Source organism: Mesorhizobium sp. M0621 (assembly GCF_040320745.1).
Lineage (GTDB): Bacteria > Pseudomonadota > Alphaproteobacteria > Rhizobiales > Rhizobiaceae > Mesorhizobium.
Genome location: NZ_JAMYQF010000048.1, coordinates 30,407 through 50,827 on the forward strand (window position 1 = coordinate 30,407; position 20,421 = coordinate 50,827).

Annotated in this window: 23 protein-coding genes; 12 read left to right on the top strand and 11 right to left on the bottom strand. The window is 63.1% G+C overall.

Translation table 11 applies throughout. The features are described 5' to 3' along the window. The first annotated feature begins 64 nt into the window (after positions 1–64). Positions 65–706: a LysE family translocator gene (locus NKI38_RS25815; RefSeq protein ID WP_352662465.1), complete on the top strand. Its 642-nt coding sequence runs from the start codon at positions 65–67 to the stop codon at positions 704–706. Here NKI38_RS25815 and NKI38_RS25820 read toward each other — a convergent pair. Genes NKI38_RS25820 through rlmN form a run of 3 tightly spaced genes read right to left on the bottom strand, consistent with a single transcriptional unit; the run spans position 678 to position 2,841 of the window. Beyond that, complete coding sequence (locus NKI38_RS25820; protein WP_352662468.1) at positions 678–1,157, bottom strand: hypothetical protein; 480 nt, start codon at positions 1,155–1,157, stop codon at positions 678–680. The genes NKI38_RS25815 and NKI38_RS25820 overlap by 29 nt on opposite strands. Next, entirely contained in the window at positions 1,154–1,609 is a 456-nt protein-coding gene (locus NKI38_RS25825; RefSeq protein WP_352632211.1) for a hypothetical protein, read from the bottom strand. Before NKI38_RS25825 ends, NKI38_RS25820 begins: the two co-directional genes overlap by 4 nt. After that, on the bottom strand, positions 1,606–2,841 hold the full coding sequence (rlmN, locus tag NKI38_RS25830; protein ID WP_352662471.1) for a dual-specificity RNA methyltransferase RlmN: 1,236 nt from the start codon (positions 2,839–2,841) through the stop codon (positions 1,606–1,608). Before rlmN ends, NKI38_RS25825 begins: the two co-directional genes overlap by 4 nt. Positions 2,842–3,108: 267 nt before the next feature. Here rlmN and NKI38_RS25835 point away from each other — a divergent pair, with 267 nt between their 5' ends. After that, entirely contained in the window at positions 3,109–3,408 is a 300-nt protein-coding gene (locus NKI38_RS25835; RefSeq protein ID WP_352632215.1) for a hypothetical protein, read from the top strand. Between the two features lie 99 nt (positions 3,409–3,507). On the opposite strand, the gene NKI38_RS25840 is transcribed toward NKI38_RS25835, so the two are convergent. The 3 genes from NKI38_RS25840 to NKI38_RS25850 form a co-directional block, all read right to left on the bottom strand. Next, positions 3,508–4,011 carry an invasion associated locus B family protein gene (locus tag NKI38_RS25840; protein ID WP_352632217.1) on the bottom strand — a complete coding sequence of 168 codons (504 nt, stop codon included), beginning with the start codon at positions 4,009–4,011 and terminating at the stop codon, positions 3,508–3,510. A gap of 273 nt (positions 4,012–4,284) precedes the next feature. After that, positions 4,285–4,647, bottom strand: coding sequence for a YkvA family protein (locus NKI38_RS25845; RefSeq protein ID WP_352662473.1), 363 nt, complete (start codon positions 4,645–4,647; stop codon positions 4,285–4,287). 309 nt (positions 4,648–4,956) lie between these two features. Next, positions 4,957–5,250, bottom strand: coding sequence for a 4a-hydroxytetrahydrobiopterin dehydratase (locus tag NKI38_RS25850; RefSeq protein WP_352662476.1), 294 nt, complete (start codon positions 5,248–5,250; stop codon positions 4,957–4,959). 92 nt (positions 5,251–5,342) lie between these two features. On the opposite strand from NKI38_RS25850, the gene NKI38_RS25855 reads away from it, so the two are divergent. Next, a complete protein-coding gene (locus NKI38_RS25855; RefSeq protein ID WP_352662479.1) occupies positions 5,343–5,861 on the top strand; it encodes a low molecular weight protein-tyrosine-phosphatase in 519 nt (172 codons plus the stop codon). Here the strand turns inward: NKI38_RS25855 and thpR are convergent. After that, positions 5,765–6,361, bottom strand: coding sequence for an RNA 2',3'-cyclic phosphodiesterase (gene thpR, locus NKI38_RS25860; protein WP_352662482.1), 597 nt, complete (start codon positions 6,359–6,361; stop codon positions 5,765–5,767). The genes NKI38_RS25855 and thpR overlap by 97 nt on opposite strands. 127 nt (positions 6,362–6,488) lie before the next feature. Continuing rightward, positions 6,489–7,133 carry an arylesterase gene (locus NKI38_RS25865; protein WP_352662485.1) on the bottom strand — a complete coding sequence of 215 codons (645 nt, stop codon included), beginning with the start codon at positions 7,131–7,133 and terminating at the stop codon, positions 6,489–6,491. Between the two features lie 88 nt (positions 7,134–7,221). On the opposite strand from NKI38_RS25865, the gene NKI38_RS25870 reads away from it, so the two are divergent. The 4 genes from NKI38_RS25870 to NKI38_RS25885 all read left to right on the top strand — a co-directional run bounded on the left by NKI38_RS25870 (position 7,222) and on the right by NKI38_RS25885 (position 12,175). Continuing rightward, positions 7,222–7,917: an ABC transporter ATP-binding protein gene (locus NKI38_RS25870; RefSeq protein ID WP_352662488.1), complete on the top strand. Its 696-nt coding sequence runs from the start codon at positions 7,222–7,224 to the stop codon at positions 7,915–7,917. Then, on the top strand, positions 7,917–10,466 hold the full coding sequence (locus NKI38_RS25875; protein WP_352662491.1) for an ABC transporter permease: 2,550 nt from the start codon (positions 7,917–7,919) through the stop codon (positions 10,464–10,466). The genes NKI38_RS25870 and NKI38_RS25875 overlap by 1 nt, the downstream gene beginning before the upstream one ends. Positions 10,467–10,693: 227 nt before the next feature. Continuing rightward, positions 10,694–11,473, top strand: coding sequence for a Bax inhibitor-1/YccA family protein (locus NKI38_RS25880; protein ID WP_352632233.1), 780 nt, complete (start codon positions 10,694–10,696; stop codon positions 11,471–11,473). 123 nt (positions 11,474–11,596) lie between these two features. Continuing rightward, positions 11,597–12,175 (top strand): GNAT family N-acetyltransferase, encoded by a 579-nt coding sequence (locus tag NKI38_RS25885; protein ID WP_352662494.1) that lies wholly within the window; start codon positions 11,597–11,599, stop codon positions 12,173–12,175. 122 nt (positions 12,176–12,297) lie between these two features. Here the strand turns inward: NKI38_RS25885 and NKI38_RS25890 are convergent, their stop codons facing one another. Continuing rightward, positions 12,298–12,684: a DUF2794 domain-containing protein gene (locus NKI38_RS25890; protein ID WP_292643711.1), complete on the bottom strand. Its 387-nt coding sequence runs from the start codon at positions 12,682–12,684 to the stop codon at positions 12,298–12,300. Positions 12,685–13,173: 489 nt separating this feature from the next. Then, positions 13,174–13,944 carry a DUF1223 domain-containing protein gene (locus NKI38_RS25895; protein WP_352662497.1) on the bottom strand — a complete coding sequence of 257 codons (771 nt, stop codon included), beginning with the start codon at positions 13,942–13,944 and terminating at the stop codon, positions 13,174–13,176. A 275-nt stretch (positions 13,945–14,219) separates the two neighbouring features. On the opposite strand from NKI38_RS25895, the gene NKI38_RS25900 reads away from it, so the two are divergent. Next, positions 14,220–14,891, top strand: a complete 672-nt coding sequence (locus tag NKI38_RS25900) for a ceramidase domain-containing protein (RefSeq protein WP_352662500.1) — start codon at positions 14,220–14,222, stop codon at positions 14,889–14,891. Positions 14,892–14,960: 69 nt separating this feature from the next. On the opposite strand, the gene acnA is transcribed toward NKI38_RS25900, so the two are convergent. After that, the gene (acnA, locus tag NKI38_RS25905; RefSeq protein WP_352662503.1) at positions 14,961–17,651 is read right to left on the bottom strand and encodes an aconitate hydratase AcnA; all 2,691 of its coding nucleotides are present in this window, start codon (positions 17,649–17,651) and stop codon (positions 14,961–14,963) included. Positions 17,652–17,932: 281 nt separating this feature from the next. On the opposite strand from acnA, the gene ccmA reads away from it, so the two are divergent. The 4 genes from ccmA (at position 17,933) to NKI38_RS25925 (ending at position 20,294) form a co-directional block, all read left to right on the top strand. Continuing rightward, complete coding sequence (ccmA, locus tag NKI38_RS25910; protein WP_352662506.1) at positions 17,933–18,559, top strand: heme ABC exporter ATP-binding protein CcmA; 627 nt, start codon at positions 17,933–17,935, stop codon at positions 18,557–18,559. Positions 18,560–18,755: 196 nt separating this feature from the next. Further along, entirely contained in the window at positions 18,756–19,421 is a 666-nt protein-coding gene (gene ccmB, locus NKI38_RS25915; protein ID WP_352662509.1) for a heme exporter protein CcmB, read from the top strand. Positions 19,422–19,554: 133 nt separating this feature from the next. Then, entirely contained in the window at positions 19,555–19,722 is a 168-nt protein-coding gene (gene ccmD / locus NKI38_RS25920; RefSeq protein ID WP_136622118.1) for a heme exporter protein CcmD, read from the top strand. After that, positions 19,719–20,294 (top strand): DsbE family thiol:disulfide interchange protein, encoded by a 576-nt coding sequence (locus NKI38_RS25925; RefSeq protein ID WP_352662513.1) that lies wholly within the window; start codon positions 19,719–19,721, stop codon positions 20,292–20,294. Before ccmD ends, NKI38_RS25925 begins: the two co-directional genes overlap by 4 nt. Positions 20,295–20,421: the final 127 nt, after the last annotated feature.

Consider the following 20,421-nt stretch of genomic DNA (forward strand, 5'->3'; position numbering starts at 1 on the left):
CTCCTGCGTCTGGCACCGTCGCGGCGCATCCTGTATAGGCCCTTCCAATCCCCTGGGGCCGCTCATGTCGTTCATTCCAGACACCGCCACGCTGATCCAGTTCGCCATCGCCACCGTCATCCTGGCGATCACGCCGGGGCCGGACATGACCCTGTTCGTCTCGCGCACGCTGAGCCAGGGCCGCGTCACCGGCTTTGCCTCGATGGCCGGCGCGCTGTGCGGCACGCTGATCCACACCACGCTGGTGGTGGTCGGTGTCTCGGCGCTGATCGTCGCCTCGCCGATGGCCTTCTTCGTGCTGAAGATCTTTGGCGCCGGCTATCTCGTTTTCCTGGCCTGGCAGGCAATCACCAGGGGCTCGGCATTTTCGCCGGAAAAGAAGACCGGCCCCGAGATTTCGCTGTTGCGCAGCTGGGCGGCCGGGCTCGGCGTCAATCTGCTCAATCCGAAGATCATCCTGTTCTTCATGACCTTCCTGCCGCAGTTCGTCTCCGCGCACGATCCGAACGCACCGGGAAAACTGTTTTTCCTGGGCACGATGTTCATCGTGCTGTCGATCCCGGTGACGGTGCCTATGGTGCTGGCGGCGGAAAAGTTCTCGGCGGCAATGAAGGCCAGCCCGCGCGTCACGCGGGTGGTCGATTATCTCTTCGCCGGCGTGTTCTCCGCCTTCGCGCTCAAGATCCTGACGGCCCAGGCGAAGTAGGGGCGTTCTCGTCCTTCCACCAGCTTCCGGCCCAGCGCCCGGCGCTGAGCCAGTAGAAGATGCCGCCGACCATGCCGCCGCCAATCACCGCCATGATGGCGCTGGTGTCGGTAACCGCGAAGGTGGTGTCGCCGCTGTGGCCGACGAGGCCGAGGAAAACGCCGGCAACCACCGCGCCAGCCAGCGCATAGAACAGCCAGTCGCGCCGGCCGAGGATTTCGGCGACCAGGATGACGACGCAAGCCGGCATCAGGGCGAAATAGGCGACGAACAGGGCGAAGAAGGGAATTGAGAAATACAGCGAAGCCGTCGCCGTCGGCGCGTGCTCCGGCGTGTAGCCCAGCGATGCCAGGAACAGGACGTTGAGGAAGGCGCTCGCCGCCAGCGAGGCGACGGCATAGCCGAACAGGATAACAGTGAAACGGACGAGGTAGCCGACGAGACGGGTCATCCCAGATCCCGGCCCAAATCCCGGCATATACCGGACTTGCGTCCGGCCAGAAACCAGTAGACCGAACCGGCGGCAATGCCGGCCGTGGCCAGAAAACCGAGAAAGCCCGGATTGAAAACAAAGCTGCCGGCCGAGCGCGGCATGGACACGCCAAAGGTGATAGACGTGATCGCACCCGTGGCGGCAAAGTAGAACCAACCCCGAAGCGAAAACCGTTCAGCGACAAAGAGCGCGGGGCCGACGATCAACAGCGCGCCGATCATCACGGTCAGCACAGCGAGCGGGAAGGACCCCAGCCAGTCGAAGGCGAAGATGATGGACCAGTTGCCGTCTTCTATACCTTCCAGAAGAGCGATCAGCAGCACGGGGACCAGGATCGAGGTCAACACGGCGGCGAAATAGCCGACGGCCATCATGGCGAGGCGCTTCAGCCAGGCGAGGCGGCGGCTCACGCCTCGCCGTGCCCCGCGATCATCATGGCCTCCAGCGCCAGCCGGTCGACCTTGCGCATGCGCTCGGAGTCCGATTTGAGCTGGCCGCAGGCGGCGAGGATGTCGCGGCCGCGCGGCGTGCGGATCGGCGAGGCGTAGCCGGCATTGTTGATGTAGTCGGCGAATTTCTCGATCGTCTCCCAGTCCGAGCACTGGTAGTTGGTGCCGGGCCACGGGTTGAACGGGATCAGGTTGATCTTGGCCGGAATGCCCTTGAGCAGCTTGATCAGGCCCTTGGCGTCCTCGATGGAATCGTTGACGTCCTTCAGCATCACATATTCGAAGGTGATGCGCCTGGCGTTCGACAGGCCGGGATAGGCGCGGCAGGCAGCGATCAGGTCCTTCAGCGGATATTTCTTGTTGATCGGCACCAGGAGGTCGCGCAGATCGTCGTTGGTGGCATGCAGCGAGATCGCCAGCATGACGCCGATCTCCTCGCCGGTGCGGAAGATTTCCGGCACGACGCCGGAGGTCGACAGCGTGATGCGCCGCTTCGACAAGGACAGGCCATCGCCATCGGAGGCGATCAGCAGCGCCTTCTTCACCGCTTCGAAATTATAGAGCGGCTCGCCCATGCCCATCATGACGATGTTGGAGACTTTGCGGCCCTCGGCCGGGACGATGGCGCCGTCGGGCGTGTCGCGATCGGGGAAATCGCCGAGCCGGTCGCGGGCGGTGAGCAACTGGGCGAGGATCTCTTCCGCGGTCAGGTTGCGCACCAGCTTTTGCGTGCCGGTGTGGCAGAACGAACAGGTCAGAGTGCAGCCGACTTGCGAGGAGATGCAGAGCGTGCCGCGGCCTTCCTCGGGAATATAGACGGTCTCGATCTCGACCGGCCGGCCGGCGCCGCGCGGCGGAAAGCGGAACAGCCATTTGCGCGTGCCGTCGGCGGAGATCTGTTCCTCGACGATCTCGGGTCTGGCGACGGTGAAATGCTTGTCGAGTTCGGCGCGCAAATCCTTGGAGATGTTGAACATGCCGGCGAAGTCGGAGACGCCGCGCACATACATCCAGTGCCAGAGCTGCTGGGCGCGCATTTTCGCCTGGCGCTCCGGCACGGTTCCCGAAGCGACAAGGGCCTCGCCGAGCTCAGTGCGCGTCAGGCCGATCAGCGACTGCTTTTCGGACAGCGCCGCACGGGCACGCAACGCGTCACGGGCGCCTTCGGTGGTGAGATCGAATGAAAGGGTCATGGTTGCACAGATATAAGCGGTTTGCGGCCGATTTCACTTATCGTGCCGGCATGAAGCGCGGCGCATAGCACAGGTTGAGGGCAGAGTCATGCGGTGGGAATGCAAACCATGGATGCCGGCCGACGGTCCGCTATGGCGATCTGGCAACCTTGTCCTGTCCTCCCGCTGCAAGGGAGCGATCACATGATCGTGTAGTCGTAACGATTCCCACCCGCCTTCGAAGTCTGAAGAGGGCAACCATGCCCGTACAAAATGGGAGTATTCAGAATGAACTCGATTAAGCTCGCCGTGATTGCCGGCCTCGTCGGCCTTTCCGCCTCGCAGGCATTTGCCGAAGACGCGATGGGCACAATGACCATGATGAAGGGCGGAGAGGTGACGGCGATCATGCCGGATGGGCATATGGGCACCATGAAGCCGGACGCGAAGATGGCGGCCGAGATGATGAAGATGGCAAAGCCGATCAAGCACTGCATGATGATGATGACCGACGCCAAGGGCAAAGCCTATATGATCGATACCTCGACCAAGAAGGCTCAGGCCGAATGTGAAAAAATGGCCATGTAAGACTGAACCGCCGGCGCACGCCGGCCTGAAAAGCAAAAGGCCGCGCTTTGCGGCGCGGCCTTCAATTCAAAGCGCAGCTTTGCCTATTTGCAATCCTGTCTATTTGCATTTGGCGATCGACGTGAGCGCCGCCGAAATGCCCTTCAGCGAGAAGACATAGCTGGTCGGGTTGCCGCGGCCGGACTTCGCGGTCACCTTCATGTCGGTGCCGGTCTTCATGGCGGCGATCAGCACCGGCTCCTCGGCGGCATTCTCGACCCAGGCCGACTTGCCGCGCGTGAACATCGAGAAGGTCTTCTTGTCGATGGTGACGGTGGCTTTGGAGCCTTCCTGGAAATTGTAGCCGGCGATGAATTGCGGCTCGTAGGACACCTGCTGGCCGGGCCGCTGGCTGACGAAGAAGAACATGTCGCCATGATCGAGCGTCGGCGGCTGCTTGTCGGTCGGCACGGTCAGGACGTAGCAGACCTTGCCGCCCGATGCCTGGTAGCTGTAGGTGCCCCAGGCATTGTGCTGGCCGATCTTGGTCGCCGACTGCGCCAGTGCCGGCGCCGCCACGGCCACCAGGACCAGGCTCGAAACTATAGCAATCAATCCGCGCATCGTTTTTCCCGTATTCCAAAGGTGCGGCGGCAGGCCGGCTTGGCGTCCTGCCCGTCGCTTCATTTTGATTTAATCTGGGTTACCAAACGGTGAATTTCCCTTGAGAAAAGGACCCTCACCCGAGGAAACCGCCGCCATTCCCGCGCCGCCGCCCTCTCAGCGGGTGGCGCGACGTCCCTTCGGCGACTTGGAGGCCACGAAAGCGGCAAGAGTTTGACTTTTTCGCTGCCACCGAAAGCCGGCCTCAGCGGCGTTTCGCATGCGATGGCGTGCTCAGCCCTTGTCGGCGATGGCGTCCTTGGCGGCCTGCCGGTGCGCCGGGGTGATGTGGGCGCTGACGGCGGTGATCGCGGCAGTGAGCACGGCGATGTCATCGGTGAAGCCCAGCCCGAGGACAAAATCGGGGATGACGTCCACCGGCAGCACGAAATAGCCGAGCGCGGCCAGCAGAATGCCCTTGGCGCGCAGCGGCGTGCTCTTGTCCATGGCGCAGTAATAAGAGGCCACGACCTCTTCCATGAACGGGATCTGCCGCGCGGCCTTTTTGGCAGTGCGCCAGAATTTCTCGCGCACTTCGTTCTCGTCGCCGAGCTTGCCACCAAAGCCGAAGAAATCAAAACCGGATTGTCGCGCCATCAGGGTCTCCTTGCAGTGCCCGTGCGCAACCCAGCGCATGCCTGCGAGCGAAAATGTGGTGAAAGGCAATCCCTACTGCAAGATACCGGCGCATTCCTCGACCCGAAAATCGGAATCGGTGTTTGCCGCGCGGACCTACGGTTCAAGGGGATGCTGGCCTACAAAGGCGCTCGTCAAGCTGGCAATCGCCTCTTTGGAGATTAGCGGAAACGCCCCTCCCGTCGTCATTCTAGGGTCTGCGCCGCGTCGCTTCGCTCCTTGCTTCGCCCGTGGATGACGAAGTTGAGGTTGCCGCACCTATGGATCACCTTAACCGGCAAAGCGGTTCATCTTCTTCGCCAGATCGATATCGAGCGCGGTAACGCCGCCGGCATCGTGGGTGTTGAGCATCACGTCGACGGTCTTGTAGACATTCGACCAGTCGGGATGATGGTCCATCTTCTCGGCGGCAAGCGCGACGCGGGTCATGAAGGCGAAAGCCTCGGAGAAATTCGCGAAGGTGAATGTGCGCTTGATGGAGGCGCCATCCGCCGCCAGTGCCCAGCCCTCGAGCCCGACCAATGCCGCGACGATTGCGTCCTTGCCCAGTTTCTCTCTCGTCATGTCAGCTTCCCATGCTATTTCGACTGAAAGACTGTTTGGAACCCTTGCGAGTTTCGAACCGTCTCTGGAGTCCTCACCATAGCGTCGGATCGATGAGCGCGAAGCCCATAAATTCCATTCTTTTCGTCTGCCTCGGCAACATCTGCCGGTCGCCACTGGCGGAGGGCGTCTTTCGCGCGGTCTGGGCCGAGCGCGAGCCGGGCCGGAATATGCTGCTCGATTCAGCCGCCACCAGCGGCTGGGAAGTAGGCTCGGCGCCCGATCCACGCTCGATCGCGGTTGCGGTGCGTCACGGCGTCGACATTTCCCGACAGAGAGCGCGCAAGGTCACACCGGAGGATTTCTCCCGCTTCGACCTGATCCTCGGCATGGACCGGTCGAATGTCGCCGACCTGAAAGCGCTGGCGCCGGCGGCCATGTGCGATCGCATCCATCTGTTCCTGGAATTCGCCCAGGGAAAAGCGCGCGAGGTGCCTGATCCCTACTATGACGGCGCAGAAGCTTTCGCTTCGGTCTACCGCATGATCCGCGAGGCGTCGGAGGCGCTGGCGACAAGGCTGGAGGCGCGGGCATCCGTGCCCGACAGCGGCCAGGCTTCCTCGACGATGTAGGGGCCGCCGCCGACCGAATCGCGCGACGACATCAGCACGAAACGGCCGATGCGAAACGGCAGCGTCGAGAAATTGCCGCGTGCCGACAGATACTGGGCGACGTCCAGCGGGGTCGAATTGCGCAGCCTTGCAAGCGTGACATGCGGCATGAACTTGCGCGGGTCAGCGGGGATGCCGAGCCGCTGGCAGATGCGATCGATCTCGCCCTGAAGGGCGCCAAGATCGGGAGAAGCGGAAGCGCCCGCCCACACCGCATGCGGCTTTTTCTGGCCGAAAGCACCGACGCCGGACAGGGCCAGCGAAAAGGAAGGGCGGTGGACACGGTCGAGCGCGTTGGCGATCTCGTCGGCGACGTGACCGGGTACATCGCCGATGAAGCGCAGCGTCAGATGGTAGTTCTCGACGTCGATCCAACGGGCGCCGGGCAGGCCGCCCCGCAGCAGGGACAGCGAAAGGGCGGCGTCACGCGGTATTTCGAGGGCGGTGAAAAGACGCGGCATGAAAAGCCTCCCTTCCTCGAATCGAACTGTCACCCCTAGCGAATCATCGATAGTCAAACGGGGCAAGAGGTTTGTTGGTCACAGTCCTTGCTAAAAGCTTCCCCAACGGAAACCGCTCAATCGTATCTTACGAACCGCCCGGCACCGCCGCGATGGCTTTCTCGACCGTCGGCAGGATGCGTTCGACCATCTGGTCGATGCCTTGCGGGTTCGGATGCAGGCCGTCCTCGAGCTGCATGCCAGGCTGGCCGGCAACGCCGTCGAGGAAGAACGGGTAGAGCGCAACCTCGTATTTCTTGGCCAGGTCCGGAAATATGGCGTCGAACGCGTTCTGGTAGTCGGCGCCGAGATTTGGGGCGGCTCGCATGCCGGCCAACAGCACGGCGATCTTGCGCTGTTTCAGCTTGCCCAGCATCTCGTCGAGGTTCTTCCTGGTGATATCGGGCGAGACGCCGCGCAGCATGTCGTTGGCGCCGAGTTCGAGAATGACCAGTTGCGTGCCGTCGGGCACCGACCAGTCGAGCCGCGCCAGGCCGCCGCTCGTCGTGTCGCCGGAGACGCCGGCGTTGGCGACGGTCACATCATGGCCCTTGGCGCTCAGCGCTGCCTGCAGCCTGTCGGTAAAGCCCTGGTCCGGGCCAAGGCCGAAGCCCGCCATCAGGCTGTCACCGAAGCCGACGATCTTGAACGGCTCGGCACGCGCCGACGGCAGGGCGCCGCAAATGGCGAGGAAAACGATGAAGCCTGCGGCAATACTGCGTTTGAAAGACATGCGGCAGGCCCCATATGAGCAAGGAATTCTTCCGGCGGCGGCTTCCGGCAAGCAGAGCCTTCATCCCTAGATATAGGACGCTTTCATTTTGACAGAAGCCGTCATTGTGCTGAAAGATGTATCGCTGACCCTTGGCGAGGGGGCCTCTTCCGTCCATGTGCTAAAGGGTGTCAGCCTCGATGTGGCTGACGGAGAGGCGACCGGCATCGTCGGGCCTTCTGGTTCGGGCAAGTCGACATTGCTGATGGTTCTGGCAGGCCTGGAAAGGGTCGATTCGGGCACGGTCCGAATCGCCGGCGAGCTTCTCAACGGTAAAAGCGAGGACCAGATTGCTTCGTTTCGCGGCCGAAACATTGGCATCGTGTTCCAATCCTTTCATCTCATTCCCAACATGACGGCGCTCGAAAATGTCGCAGTGCCGCTGGAACTGGCCGGCCATGCCGATCCGTTTTCGGTGGCGGCGCGCGAGCTGGCGGCGGTTGGCCTCAGCGACCGCGTCACCCATTATCCCGGCGAATTGTCGGGCGGCGAGCAGCAGCGCGTGGCGATCGCCCGCGCACTGGCGCCGTCGCCGCGCATTCTCATTGCCGACGAGCCGACCGGCAATCTCGACCAGGCAACGGGGCGGCAGGTCGCCGATCTATTGTTTGCCAAGGCGGCCGAGCGCGGCATGACATTGGTTCTGGTCACGCATGATCCGGCCCTTGCGGCACGCTGTTCGCGCCAGGTTTCGATGCGATCGGGCAGGATCGAGGCGCCGGCACCCCTCAAGGTAACCGCCTGATGCCGTTGTCGCAGACGCTGAGGCTCGCGGTTCGCTTCTCGCTGCGTGAGATGCGCGGCGGCTTGTCCGGCTTCCTCATCTTCCTCGCCTGCATCGCGCTGGGCGTCGCGGCCATCGGCGGTGTCAACTCGGTGGCGCGTTCGATCACCGCCGGTGTCGCCAATCAGGGCCAGACGCTGCTTGGCGGCGATCTCCGCTTCCAGATCAACCAGCGTGACGCCAGCCAGGCTGAACGCGGTTTCCTGGACGGGCTAGGCACCGTTTCCAGAACCGCCAGCATGCGCTCGATGGCGCGTCTCGCCGACGGATCCGACCAGGCGCTGGTCGAGGCCAAGGCGGTCGACGATGCCTATCCGCTCTACGGCGCGCTGGATACCGAGCCGGCACTGTCGAAGCAGGAACTGTTCGGCGAAGAGTTCGGCGTTTTCGGCGCCGCGGCGCCCGATCTTTTGTTCGAGCGGCTGCATCTCAGGATCGGCGACCGGCTGAAGCTCGGCACCGCCACCTTCGAACTGCGCGCCAGGCTGGTCACCGAACCGGACGCAGTGTCCGACGGTTTCGGCTTTGCGCCAAGGCTGATGATCTCGACCGAAGGGCTGGCGGCCACCGGGCTGATCCAGCCGGGTAGCCTGGTCGAAAATGCCTACAAGATCCGCCTGCCGGCCGACGCCGACGAGGCGCGGCTCAAGGCGATCCAGGATCAGGCGGCCAAGGATTTTCCCGAGGCCGGCTGGTCGATCCGCACGCGCAGCAACGCCGCTCCCGCGCTGTCGTCCAACATCGAGCGTTTCTCGCAGTTCCTGACGCTGGTCGGGCTGACGGCGCTGGTCGTCGGTGGCGTCGGCGTCGCCAATGCGGTGCGCGCCTATCTCGACGGCAAGCGCGGCGTCATCGCCACCTTCAAGAGCCTGGGCGCATCGGGCGGCTTCGTCTTTGCCGTCTACCTGGTGCAGATCCTGATCATTGCCGCACTCGGCATTGTGCTCGGACTGGTGCTGGGCGCGCTGATGCCGTTCGCGGCGAGTGCGGCCCTTCATCAGGTCATTCCGGTGCCGGCGGCAGGCGGCTTCTATCCCGGCGCGCTCGGCATGGCGGCGCTGTTCGGCCTGCTGGTGACGCTGGCCTTCGCGCTCCTGCCACTCGGCCGCGCTCGCGACGTGCCGGCCACCGCGCTGTTTCGGGAGATGGGGCTGGAAGGCCGTGGCTTCCCGCGTCCCGTCTATGTCGCGGCGGCTGTCGGCATCGCGCTCATGCTGGCGGCGCTGGCAATTCTATTCTCGGGCGACCAGCGCATCGCCTCGATTTTCGTCGGCGCCACCATCTTCGCCTTCCTGGTGCTGCGCCTCGTCGGCGCGCTGGTGCAATGGGCGGCCAGGAAGAGCCCGCGTGTGCGCTTCGTGGCGCTGCGGCTCGCCATCGGCAATATACATCGGCCGGGCGCCTTGACGCCATCGGTTGTGCTGTCGCTGGGACTTGGGCTGACGCTGCTGGTGACGCTGGCGCTGATCGACGGCAATCTCAGGCGTCAGATTTCCGGCAGCCTGCCGGAACGGGCGCCGAACTTCTTCTTCGTCGACATCCAGGGCAGCGATGTCGATGCCTTCTCGGCGCTGGTCGGCAAGGAGGCGCCGCAGGGAACACTGGCCAAGGTGCCGATGCTGCGCGGCCGGGTGATGGCGCTGAACGGCGTCGATGTCGATAAGGTGAAGGTGCCGGCGGAAGGCGCATGGGTGCTGAAGGGCGATCGCGGGCTGACCTATGACGCCAAACAGCCGGAAAACGCCACACTGACCGAGGGCAGCTGGTGGCCCGACAATTATAGCGGCGAGCCGCTGGTCTCCTTCTCGGCCGTGGAAGGCAAGGAAATCGGGCTGAAGCTCGGCGACACCATCACCGTCAATGTGCTCGGCCGCAATGTCACGGCCAGGATCGCCAATTTCCGCCAGGTCGAATGGGAGACGATGGGCATCAATTTCGTCATGGTGTTCTCGCCCAACACCTTCGCGGGCGCCCCGCATGGCTGGATGGCCACGCTGACCGAAAAGAATGGCTCGACGGCGGACGACGCCCGCATCCTCAATGCCGTCACCCGCGCCTTCCCGGCGGTAACGACGGTGCGGGTCAAGGATGCGCTCGAAATCGTCAACCGGCTGGTCGGGCAGCTCGGGACGGCGATCCGGGCCGCGGCCGGCGTGGCGCTGATCGCTTCGGTGCTGGTGCTGGCCGGTGCGCTTGCCGCCGGCAACCGGGCGCGCATCCACGATGCGGTGGTGCTGAAGACGCTGGGCGCGACACGCACGACGCTGATATCAGCCTTCTCGCTCGAATACATGCTGATCGGGCTTGCCACGGCGATCTTCGCCCTGGCCGCGGGCAGTGCGGCTGCCTGGTTCGTCGTCGCCCGGATCATGACATTGCCGTCGCATTTCATGCCCGAGGTGGCGGTGGCGACCATTCTGTTTTCGCTTGTCATCACGGTCGGCATAGGTCTCGCCGGCACTTGGCGGGTGCTCGGACACAAGGCAGCACCCGTGCTGCGCAACCTGTGACCTCAGGCCTGGAACGGCCATACCAGATTAAATCTTGGTAAGAATGCCGTCCGGAAAGCCGAGGAATCGGCACTTCGGTGTCTCACGAAGCATTACACCCGGTTACGGTCTTGTTCTTGGCGCGAATAACCATCATATTTCGCCACAGGCATGCTGGAGCCCTGCCAGCGGCGCCTGGGTCCGGAAGGATCTGACACCGGACGGGGCAGAAGCAATAGAGGACTACAATGGCTGATCCCATTCGCAACTACCAGACGCGCGCCGTGCCCGGCGTTGGCGTCGGTGCTGACATCGATCAGGGCCTGCGCGCCTATATGGTCAAGGTCTACAATCTGATGGGGCTTGGCCTCCTCATCACAGGTCTTGCCGCAGTCGGCACGATCATGCTGGCCACCACCACCGATCCGGCTTCGGCTGTCGCGACGCTGCCAAGCGGCGAGATGCTGACTTCCTTCGGCTATGCGATCTTCGGCTCGCCGCTGCGCTGGGTGGTGATGCTGGCGCCGCTCGCCGCCGTGCTGTTCCTGTCGTTCCGCGTCCAGTCGATGAGCGTTTCGGCGGCGCAGACGACGTTCTGGGTCTATGCCGGCCTTGTCGGCCTGTCGCTGTCGTCGATCTTCCTGGTCTACACCACGGCCAGCATCTCGCAGACCTTCTTCGCCACCGCCGCGGGCTTCGGCGCGCTGTCGCTCTATGGCTACACGACCAAGCGCGACCTGACCGCGATAGGCTCGTTCCTGATCATGGGCGTGTTCGGTCTGATCATCGCAATGGTGATCAACATCTTCCTGCAGTCGTCGGCGCTGTCCTTCGCTGTTTCGGCGATCGGCGTGCTGATTTTTGCGGGCCTGACCGCCTATGACACGCAGAAGATCAAGGAGATGTATTTCGAGGGCGATGCTTCGGATATCGCCGGTCGCAAGGCGATCATGGGCGCGCTGAGGCTCTACCTCGACTTCATCAACCTGTTCATGTTCCTGCTGCAGTTCATGGGCGACCGCCGCTAGGCTTTTGTCTGGATCATGATCTGACTGGACCATCGAGTTCCAGAAGGGCGGCCCAACGGCCGCCCTTTTCTTTTGTGCCGGTCGTTGCTGTTATTGCGGGCAGGGAAATGGCATGCATAAACTATGAGCAGCATTACGATTCGAGTAGCGACAGCGGCCGACCTCGACCGGATCACGGTAATCTATGCCGACGCAGTGACTCAAGGCACCGCCAGCTACGAGTTGGAGCCACCCAGCCGTGCCGAGATGGGGGCCCGTTTCGACAGTTTGATAGCCGGCGGCTTTCCTTATCTGGTGGCGGAGAAGGATGGCGCCGTGCTCGGCTACGCCTATGCCGGTGCTTTCCGGCCGCGCCCCGCCTATCGCTTCATTGTCGAGGATTCGGTCTATATCGCGCCCGAGGCCAAGGGCCAGGGCGTCGGGCTCAAGCTGATGCAAGGCCTGATCGAGGCGGCGGAAGCGGCGGGCTTTCGCCAGATCATCGCCGTGATCGGCGATGGCCGTTCAGACAGCGCCTCGGTGCGATTGCACGAAAAGCTCGGCTTTCGCCATTCGGGACGCCTTGAAGGTTCCGGCTTCAAGCACGGGCGCTGGCTGGACACGGTGTTCATGCAGCTGTCGCTGAATGGCGGGGCATCGACGCCGCCCGATCCCGAATCGTGGCCGGAGCGGAAGTTCCGCGAGGGGCTAAGAGGGAAATGAACTGAGGAATTGAAGAATTGATGAACTGAAGATCAAAGAAACAGCGGCTATGAATCGCGCTGCGGGCTTCTCATCAGTTCATCAATTCTCCAGTTCTTCAATTCCCCTGCTCCATTCCCCGCTCAGGCCTCGACAAGCTTCAGCTTGCTGTCGAATATCCCAAGCACCCGACCGAGCTCCTGGCCGCGCTTCAAGATGCGGCCGCCGGCGGCAATGACGGCAAAAGCGCCCTGCTTGCGGGCCAGTTTCGGATCCTTGACGATCTGGAACAGCGGCACTTCGCTGGTGCGGCGGAACACGGAAAACACAGCGCGGTCGGTGAGATGATCGATGGCGTAGTCACGCCATTCGTTGGCGGCGACCATGCGTCCGTAAAGCCTGAGGATCTGGTCCAACTCACGCCGGTCGAACCGCACCGGCTGATCGAGGCGCTCGCGTCGCGCCTCGTGCAGCGGGATCAATATTGCGGATGCGTCCCCATCCCCCGTCCCGCCGCTGTCATCGGTCATGCCTCGATCCTTCAAAATGAATCTTTGCCAACCAAAGTTGGCGTGTTCGCGGCTGAATTGCAAGACCCGGCGAAGCAGGGCGGCGGCGCGCTGTTTCCGCAACGTCCAGTCACTTTTATGAAACGCCTTGTTGGAATTGGTGATGCTTCGCCACATTTCTGCCTTTTTTTATCCGCGCTCATGCCCCAATGTCCGACGAATTTACCGACGTTGCCTGAGACGGTTCGGTCCGGCACCGGCTCGTAAACCCCAAGCCCCCCGCCCACGGGTCTGCGTCGGATCGAACCAACCTCGGCTCTTCTTCAGGAGAGCCGGGTGCGACGATCCCAAAACCTAAATGACCGACGTCAGAAGCAAGCTGACGTCGGTTTTTTATTGGGTGAAACGACTTCGCATTACCGCGACGTCGTCATCCACGGGTCTGCGCTGCGTCGCTCCGCTCCTGTTTCGCCCCAGGATGACGAAGGCAGGATCGTTTCGGCGAATCTGTTACGGCTTGTGAATAAACGCAGCGCCAAGAATTGGACCAGGCATGCCGTCCTTGCCGACCGACTGCAGCAGCACGGCGCAGCCGCCCTTCTTGGCGATCTCGCTCATCGGCAGTTCGTAGCGCTGCGCCTTGCCGTGCCACATGCCGGCGGTCTGGATGCCGGTGACCGCATTCCAGTAGGTCATCATGTGGCCGGTGTTCTCGCCCTTGCCGATCTTGATCGTCTGCGGCGGGTCGAAATAGACGATGACGACGTGGGCATCGCTGGGGCCGCTGCCGGCATCGCCGGCGTCGATCATGACGCGGTCGCTGGTGCGGCTGACCTTGATGGCGACGCGCATGCCTTCGCCGCTCTTGGCCATGCGGGCGAGCGCGCCATCGACCTCGCCGCGGCTGGCGCCGTTGACGTGGACGCGGCCGTTGATGACGGCCTGCGGCGTATAGACGGAGCGGCTGCCGAAGGCGCGCATATAATCATATTGCCGCTCGGTGTTCTCCTTGCGGCTCAGCGTGTCTTGCCAGCCGAGATAGTCCCAGTAGTCGACATGATAGGCGAGCGCGACGATGTCTTCCTTGGCAACGAGTTCAGCGAACAACGCATCGGCCGGGGGACAGGAATTGCAGCCCTGACTGGTGAACAATTCGACCACGCCCAATGGTTTGTCGATGTGAGGCTTGTCAGCTTCGCCGGCATGCCCGGCGTCGGCAAACGCCGAGAAGGCCAGCGCAAGGGCTGCCAGCCACAATGTTTTTCCCGAGGCCATGGTCATTCCGATTCCCGCCGGTGGTGCCGGCTTTGTCTTGATTGCTGAAATATGTGGCAGAACCGGAAGTCAACGGGAAGTCACGTTGCGGTGAAATTTTGCCATTGCAGCCGACCGCAACGGCTCGATAGGGCGGTTCATCGTTTCACCGAAACGCCGACCCGCTCTATCTCATTAGTTTGACGCAATTCCGGACGGGAAACCGCTTCACACTTTTCCTGGAATTGCTCTAGGAGAAGGTCTGTGCTTCAGGATAGAAACCGATTCGGGCGGCAATCACGATGTGGCAAACTCTTTTGGCGCCGATCGACCTCTATTGCGAGCGAACCGGGCCGGAATTCGGGTCCGAACCGGTCAATGCCCTGACGAACCTCGCCTTCATTGCCGCCGGCCTGTGGGGCGTGCGCGAGGTGCGAAGGCTGCGCACCGGCACTTTCGCCGAAGTGCTGGCCTGGTGGGTGGTGGCGATCGGCATCGGCTCGACGATCTTCCACACCTTTGCCACCAGGGGCGCGGTCTGGGCCGACGTGCTGCCGATCGCCGGCTTCACGCTGGCCTACACGCTGTTCAATTTGAGGCGCTTCCTCGGCCTGCGATGGGGCAAGGTGATCGCCATCTTCGTTGCCTTCTACGTGATTGCCGGGGCGATAACCCTGGCCGTGCCGGACTGGCTGCGCCAGGCCTCGAACGGCACGACGGGCTATCTACCGCCATTCCTGGCGCTGGCCTTCTTCGGCGCGCTGGTGGCGGCCAGCGGCAATCGCGCCGGCTGGTACAATCTTGCGGGATCGGCGATCTTCGTCGTCTCCGTCATCTGCCGGATGATCGATCCGCTGGTCTGCGGCAGCTTTCCGCTCGGCACGCACTTCCTCTGGCACATCCTCAACGGGCTGATGCTCGGCGTGCTTCTGGCAGCAGCGGCGCGTTTTGGGACGCCGAAGGCTAGGCAGTAGGCAGTAGGCAGTAGGCAGTAGGCAGTAGGCAGTAGGGGCCTCTATTCCCTACTGCCTAGTCCCTATTCCCTAAGCCGCCAGATCGCGCAGCACGTATTGCAGGATGCCGCCGTTCTTGAAGTAGTCGAGCTCGTCCAGCGTATCGATGCGGCAGATGATCGGCACGTTCTTCACCGTGCCGTCGCCATAGGTGACCTTGGCGATCATCGTCTGGCGCGGCTTGATGGTGCTCAAGCCGTCGATCTCGACCAGCTCGTCACCTCTGAGATTGAGCGAGGCCCAGGACGTGCCGTCCTCGAAGACGAAGGGGATGACGCCCATGCCGACGAGGTTCGAGCGATGGATGCGCTCGAAGGACTGGGCGATGACCGCGCGGACACCAAGGAGGTTCGTTCCCTTGGCCGCCCAGTCGCGCGACGAGCCGTTGCCGTATTCGACGCCGGCGAAGATGACCAGCGGCACGCCTTCCTTCTTGTACTCCATCGCCGCGTCGTAGATCGATTCCTCTTCCTTCGACGGATAATGGATGGTGTAGCCGCCCTCGCGGCCGTTCTCGCCCAGCATGTGATTGCGGATGCGGATGTTGGCGAAGGTGCCGCGCATCATCACCTCGTGGTTGCCGCGCCTTGTGCCGTACTGGTTGAAGTCGGCGACGCCGACACCGTGATCGGTGAGGTATTTGCCTGCCGGTGAAGCCGCCTTGATCGAACCCGCCGGAGAGATGTGGTCGGTGGTGATCTTGTCGCCGAACAGGCCGAGCACGCGCGCGCCCTTGATGTCGCCGATCTTGCCGAATCCTGATGTCATGCCGGCGAAATAGGGCGGGTTCTGTACATAGGTAGAGTTGTCGTCCCAGGCATAGGTCTGGCCTTCCGGCGCCTTGACGTTCTGCCAGTACTCATCGCCCTTGAAGACGTCGGCATATTTGCGGGCGAACAGCTCACGGGTGACGTTCTTCTCGATGAACTCCTGGATCTCGGCCGAACTCGGCCAGATGTCCTTGAGATAGACCGGGTTGCCGTTCTTGTCCTCGCCGAGCGGCTCTGTGGTCAGGTCCTTGGTGACGGTTCCAGCCAGCGCGTGGGCGACGACCAGCGGCGGCGACGCCAGATAGTTCGCCTGCACGTCGGGCGAAACGCGGCCTTCGAAGTTGCGGTTGCCGGACAAGACCGCGGCGGCAATCAGGCCCTTGTCGTTGATGGTTTTGGAGATCGGCGCCGGCAGCGGGCCGGAATTGCCGATGCAGGTGGTGCAGCCGAAGCCGACCAGGTTGAAGCCGATCTGGTCGAGTTCCTTCTGCAGGCCGGACTTCTCCAGATATTCGGCCACCACCTGGCTGCCGGGGGCCAGCGAGGTCTTCACCCACGGCTTCTGTTTCAAACCGAGGCGGTTGGCATTGCGGGCCAAGAGGCCGGCGCCGATCAGCACGCTCGGGTTCGAGGTGTTGGTGCAGGAGGTGATGGCGGCGATGACGACATCGCCGTGTCCGAGGTCATGCGAAGTGCCTTCGACGGCGTAGCGCTTGTGGATTTCGGCCGCCTTCTTGTATTCGGTCTCCATCGCCTTGGCGAAGCCTTCGGGAATGCCTTCCAGGGCGACGCGGCCTTCAGGCCGCTTGGGGCCGGCCATCGATGGCACGACGGAGCCAAGTTCCAGCTCGAGCAGGTCGGTGAACACCGGGTCGGCCGAGCCGGTGTCGCGCCACAGGCCTTGCGCCTTGGCATAGGCCTCGACCAGCGCGATGCGGTCCTCGCTGCGGCCGGACATTGTGAGGTAGCGGATGGTTTCCGAGTCGACCGGGAAGAAGCCGCAGGTGGCGCCATATTCGGGCGCCATGTTGCCGATGGTGGCGCGGTCGGCCAGCGTCATGTTGGAGAGGCCCGGGCCGAAGAACTCGACGAACTTGCCGACGACGCCCTTCTTGCGCAGCATCTGGGTGACGGTGAGCACGAGGTCGGTGGCGGTGACCCCTTCTTTCAGCTTGCCGGTCAGGCGGAAGCCGATGACTTCCGGCAAAAGCATGGAGACCGGCTGGCCGAGCATGGCCGCCTCGGCCTCGATGCCGCCGACGCCCCATCCAAGCACGCCAAGGCCGTTGATCATGGTGGTGTGCGAATCGGTGCCGACGCAGGTGTCGGGATAGGCGGTGGTTTCGCCGTCCTCGGTGTTGGTCCACACCACCTGGCCGAGATATTCGAGGTTGACCTGGTGGCAGATGCCGGTGCCGGGCGGCACGACGCGGAAGTTGCGGAACGCCTGCTGGCCCCATTTCAGGAACTTGTAGCGTTCCTCGTTGCGCTCATATTCGAGCTCGACATTGCGGGCGAAGGCCATCGGCGTGCCGAATTCATCGACGATGACGGAATGGTCGATGACGAGGTCGACCGGCACCAGCGGGTTGATCTTCTGCGGATCGCCACCCAGCGAGGCCATGGCGTCGCGCATGGCTGCGAGATCGACCACGGCCGGAACGCCGGTGAAATCCTGCATCAGCACGCGGGCCGGGCGATAGGCAATCTCAACGCCGGCGGTGCCCTTGTCGGTCAGCCAGCCGGCCACCGCCTGGATCGATTCCTTGGTGACGGAGCGGCCGTCCTCGTTGCGCAGCAGGTTCTCCAGCAGCACCTTCATCGAATAGGGCAACTGGGAAATGCCGGTGAGGCCGTTCTTCTCGGCCTCGATGAGGTCGAAATAGGCATACTCGGCGCCGCTTGCGGTCAGCGTGCGGCGGCAATTGAAACTGTCGAGAGATTTTGACACGTGCGATCCTTGTCTGTTCAGCCTGAAAGGGAACGGACTCCGATGGCATGCAATCACGCGCAAAGGTGCGGGTACGGCCATTTCCGCTGTCCGTTCCCAGCCAACCCGAGCCGTTCAAGGCGGCGCGTGCGCTGGTTCGGCGCTAATTCTGTTCCCGTGCCGACCGCTGGCACGGATGCACCGCATATAGAGAATTTTCTGGAATAGTTCTAGACAGTTGCAAAGCAATTTTGTGCGATGCGGCAGCTGCCGCGACACATGGTTTTCAGGGCAGGCGAGGGATGCGGCTGATCGCCGAAAATCTGGGCGGCGAACGCGGCGGCGACACGGTGTTTTTCGGCATCGGCTTCGCCCTGGAGGACGGTCAGGCGCTTGTCGTCACCGGACCGAACGGATCAGGCAAGTCGACCTTGCTGCGGGTCATCGCCGGGCTGCTTCCGGTGGCGGAAGGCAGCGTGAGGATCGAAGGCGCTATGAAGATTGAAGACGGGGGCGAGGCGTTTCCGTCTGTTGCCTCGGCCTGTCATTACCTTGGCCACCAGAACGCAATGAAGCCGGCACTCAGCGTGGCGGAGAACCTGCGCTTCTGGCGCGACTTCACCGGTGATGGACAGTTCGGCGTCGACGAGGCGCTGGAAACGGTCGGACTGGGCGGCATCGGCCACCTGCCGTTCGGCTATCTGTCGACCGGGCAGCGGCGCCGCGCGGCGATCGCCAAGTTGTTGGTCAGTCATCGGCCGCTGTGGTTGCTGGATGAGCCGACGGCGGGGCTCGACAAGGCTTCGGAAGGGCGGCTTGCGGGGTTGATGACGAGGCATTGCGGAGAGGGTGGGATGATTGTTGCGGCGACGCATTTGCCGCTGGGATTGGATGGGGCGAAGGCGTTGGTGATGGGGCAGGCCTTTTGATGACTGCACTCTACGGCGCCCCCCTCTGTCCTGCCGGACATCTCCCCCTCAAGGGGGGAGATCGGAAGTCGCCTCGGCTTTCGCTAATCTCCAACGTTCGAAGGCCGGCAAGACGCATGAACTGCCAATCTCCCCCCTTGAGGGGGAGATGTCCGGCAGGACAGAGGGGGGTGCCTGGGCGAAAGCATCTCAAATCATGCTAGCGCTCTTCCTGCGCGACATCCGCCTCAACATCCGTGCCGGCGGCGGTGCGCTGACCGGGGTCATCTTCTTCCTCGCCGTCATCGCCACCATTCCGTTCGGGGTCGGGCCGGATCTCAAGCTGCTTGCCCGCATCGGCCCGGCGATCCTGTGGATCGGCGCGCTGCTGTCTTGCCTGCTCGGTCTCGACCGGCTGTTCCAAGCCGACCGCGAGGACGGCTCGCTCGATCTGCTGGTGCTCGGCAACGACCGCCACATGCTGGCCTTGACGGTGCTGATCAAATGCCTGGCGCATTGGGCGGGCAGCGTTTTGCCGCTGGTCATCGCGGCACCCTTGCTCGGCCTGTTCATGAATATGGAGCCGCTCGCCATCGGCGCCACGGCGCTGACCCTGCTGGTCGGCACCCCGGCAATCACCTTCATCGGCGCTGCCGGTGCGGCGGTGGCGGTGGCGCTGCCGCGTGGCGGGCTGCTGATCTCCGTGCTGGTGCTGCCACTGACCATTCCGGTGCTGATCTTCGGCGTTTCGGCGAGCTATGGCGCGACGGCCAACCCCGACCCGTTTCTGCAGCCCTTCCTCATTCTTGCCGCGCTGACGCTGTTTCTTAGCGTGCTGGGTCCGGTCTCGGCGGCGCTGGCGCTGCGCCACGGCACGGATTGAAGCGGTCGCATGAGCGCGAAGGCTGCGGCGCGGCGACCGATTGCGAAGCCGACGAGGCGAGGCTAAGGGAAGGCATGTCTAGACGGAGCGAAATGATCGGTTTGGAAGGCCGCACCTTGGCGGGGCCTGCCGTATGAGCGCGCACGCACTTTACGTGACCGCCGCCTATGGCATCACCGCCGTGGTGCTGATCGGGCTGATCGGCTGGATCCTGATAGACCAGCGGGCGCGCAAGCGGGAACTCGCGGAGCTGGAAGCTGCCGGCGTGCGGCGTCGCTCCGACAAGGCCGCCAAGCCATGAGCACCGAAACGGAAACACCGCCGCCGCGCCGTCGCCTGTTCGTGCTTTTGCCGCTGCTGATCTTCCTCGGCCTGGCCGGACTGTTCCTGTCGCAGCTATTGTCGGGGCGCGATGTTTCGGAAGTGCCGTCGGCTCTGATCGGCCTGCCGGCGCCGCGGACCAATCTGCCGCCGCTTGAGGGCTTGAATCTGCCGGGCCTCGATTCGAAGGCCTTCGCCGGCAAGGTCACATTGGTCAACGTCTTCGCATCGTGGTGCGCGCCATGCCGTGAAGAGCATCCGGTGCTGCTAGCGCTGTCGCAGGACAAGCGTTTCACCTTGGCGGCACTGAATTACAAGGACCAGCCGGAAAACGCCCGCCGGTTCCTTGGCGATCTCGGCAATCCGTTCCAGGCGATCGGTGTCGACGAAGCCGGCCGCACGGCGATCGACTGGGGTGTCTACGGCGTGCCGGAAACCTTCGTCATCGGCAAGGACGGCAAGATCGCCTACAAGTATGTCGGCCCGCTAACGCCCGAGACGGCGAGGGATCTTTTGCTGCCACAGATCGAAAAGGCGCTGGCGGCACGTTGATATTCAGGTGATGCCGGCCTGCGAACGGCGGCTTCCTGCGCTTCCGGTGCTCATATGTGGACGGCCCCCTGCTTGCAAGTGTTTGGCATGATGATTTGATCGGATCGCTTGCGCTCATATGTCCGGC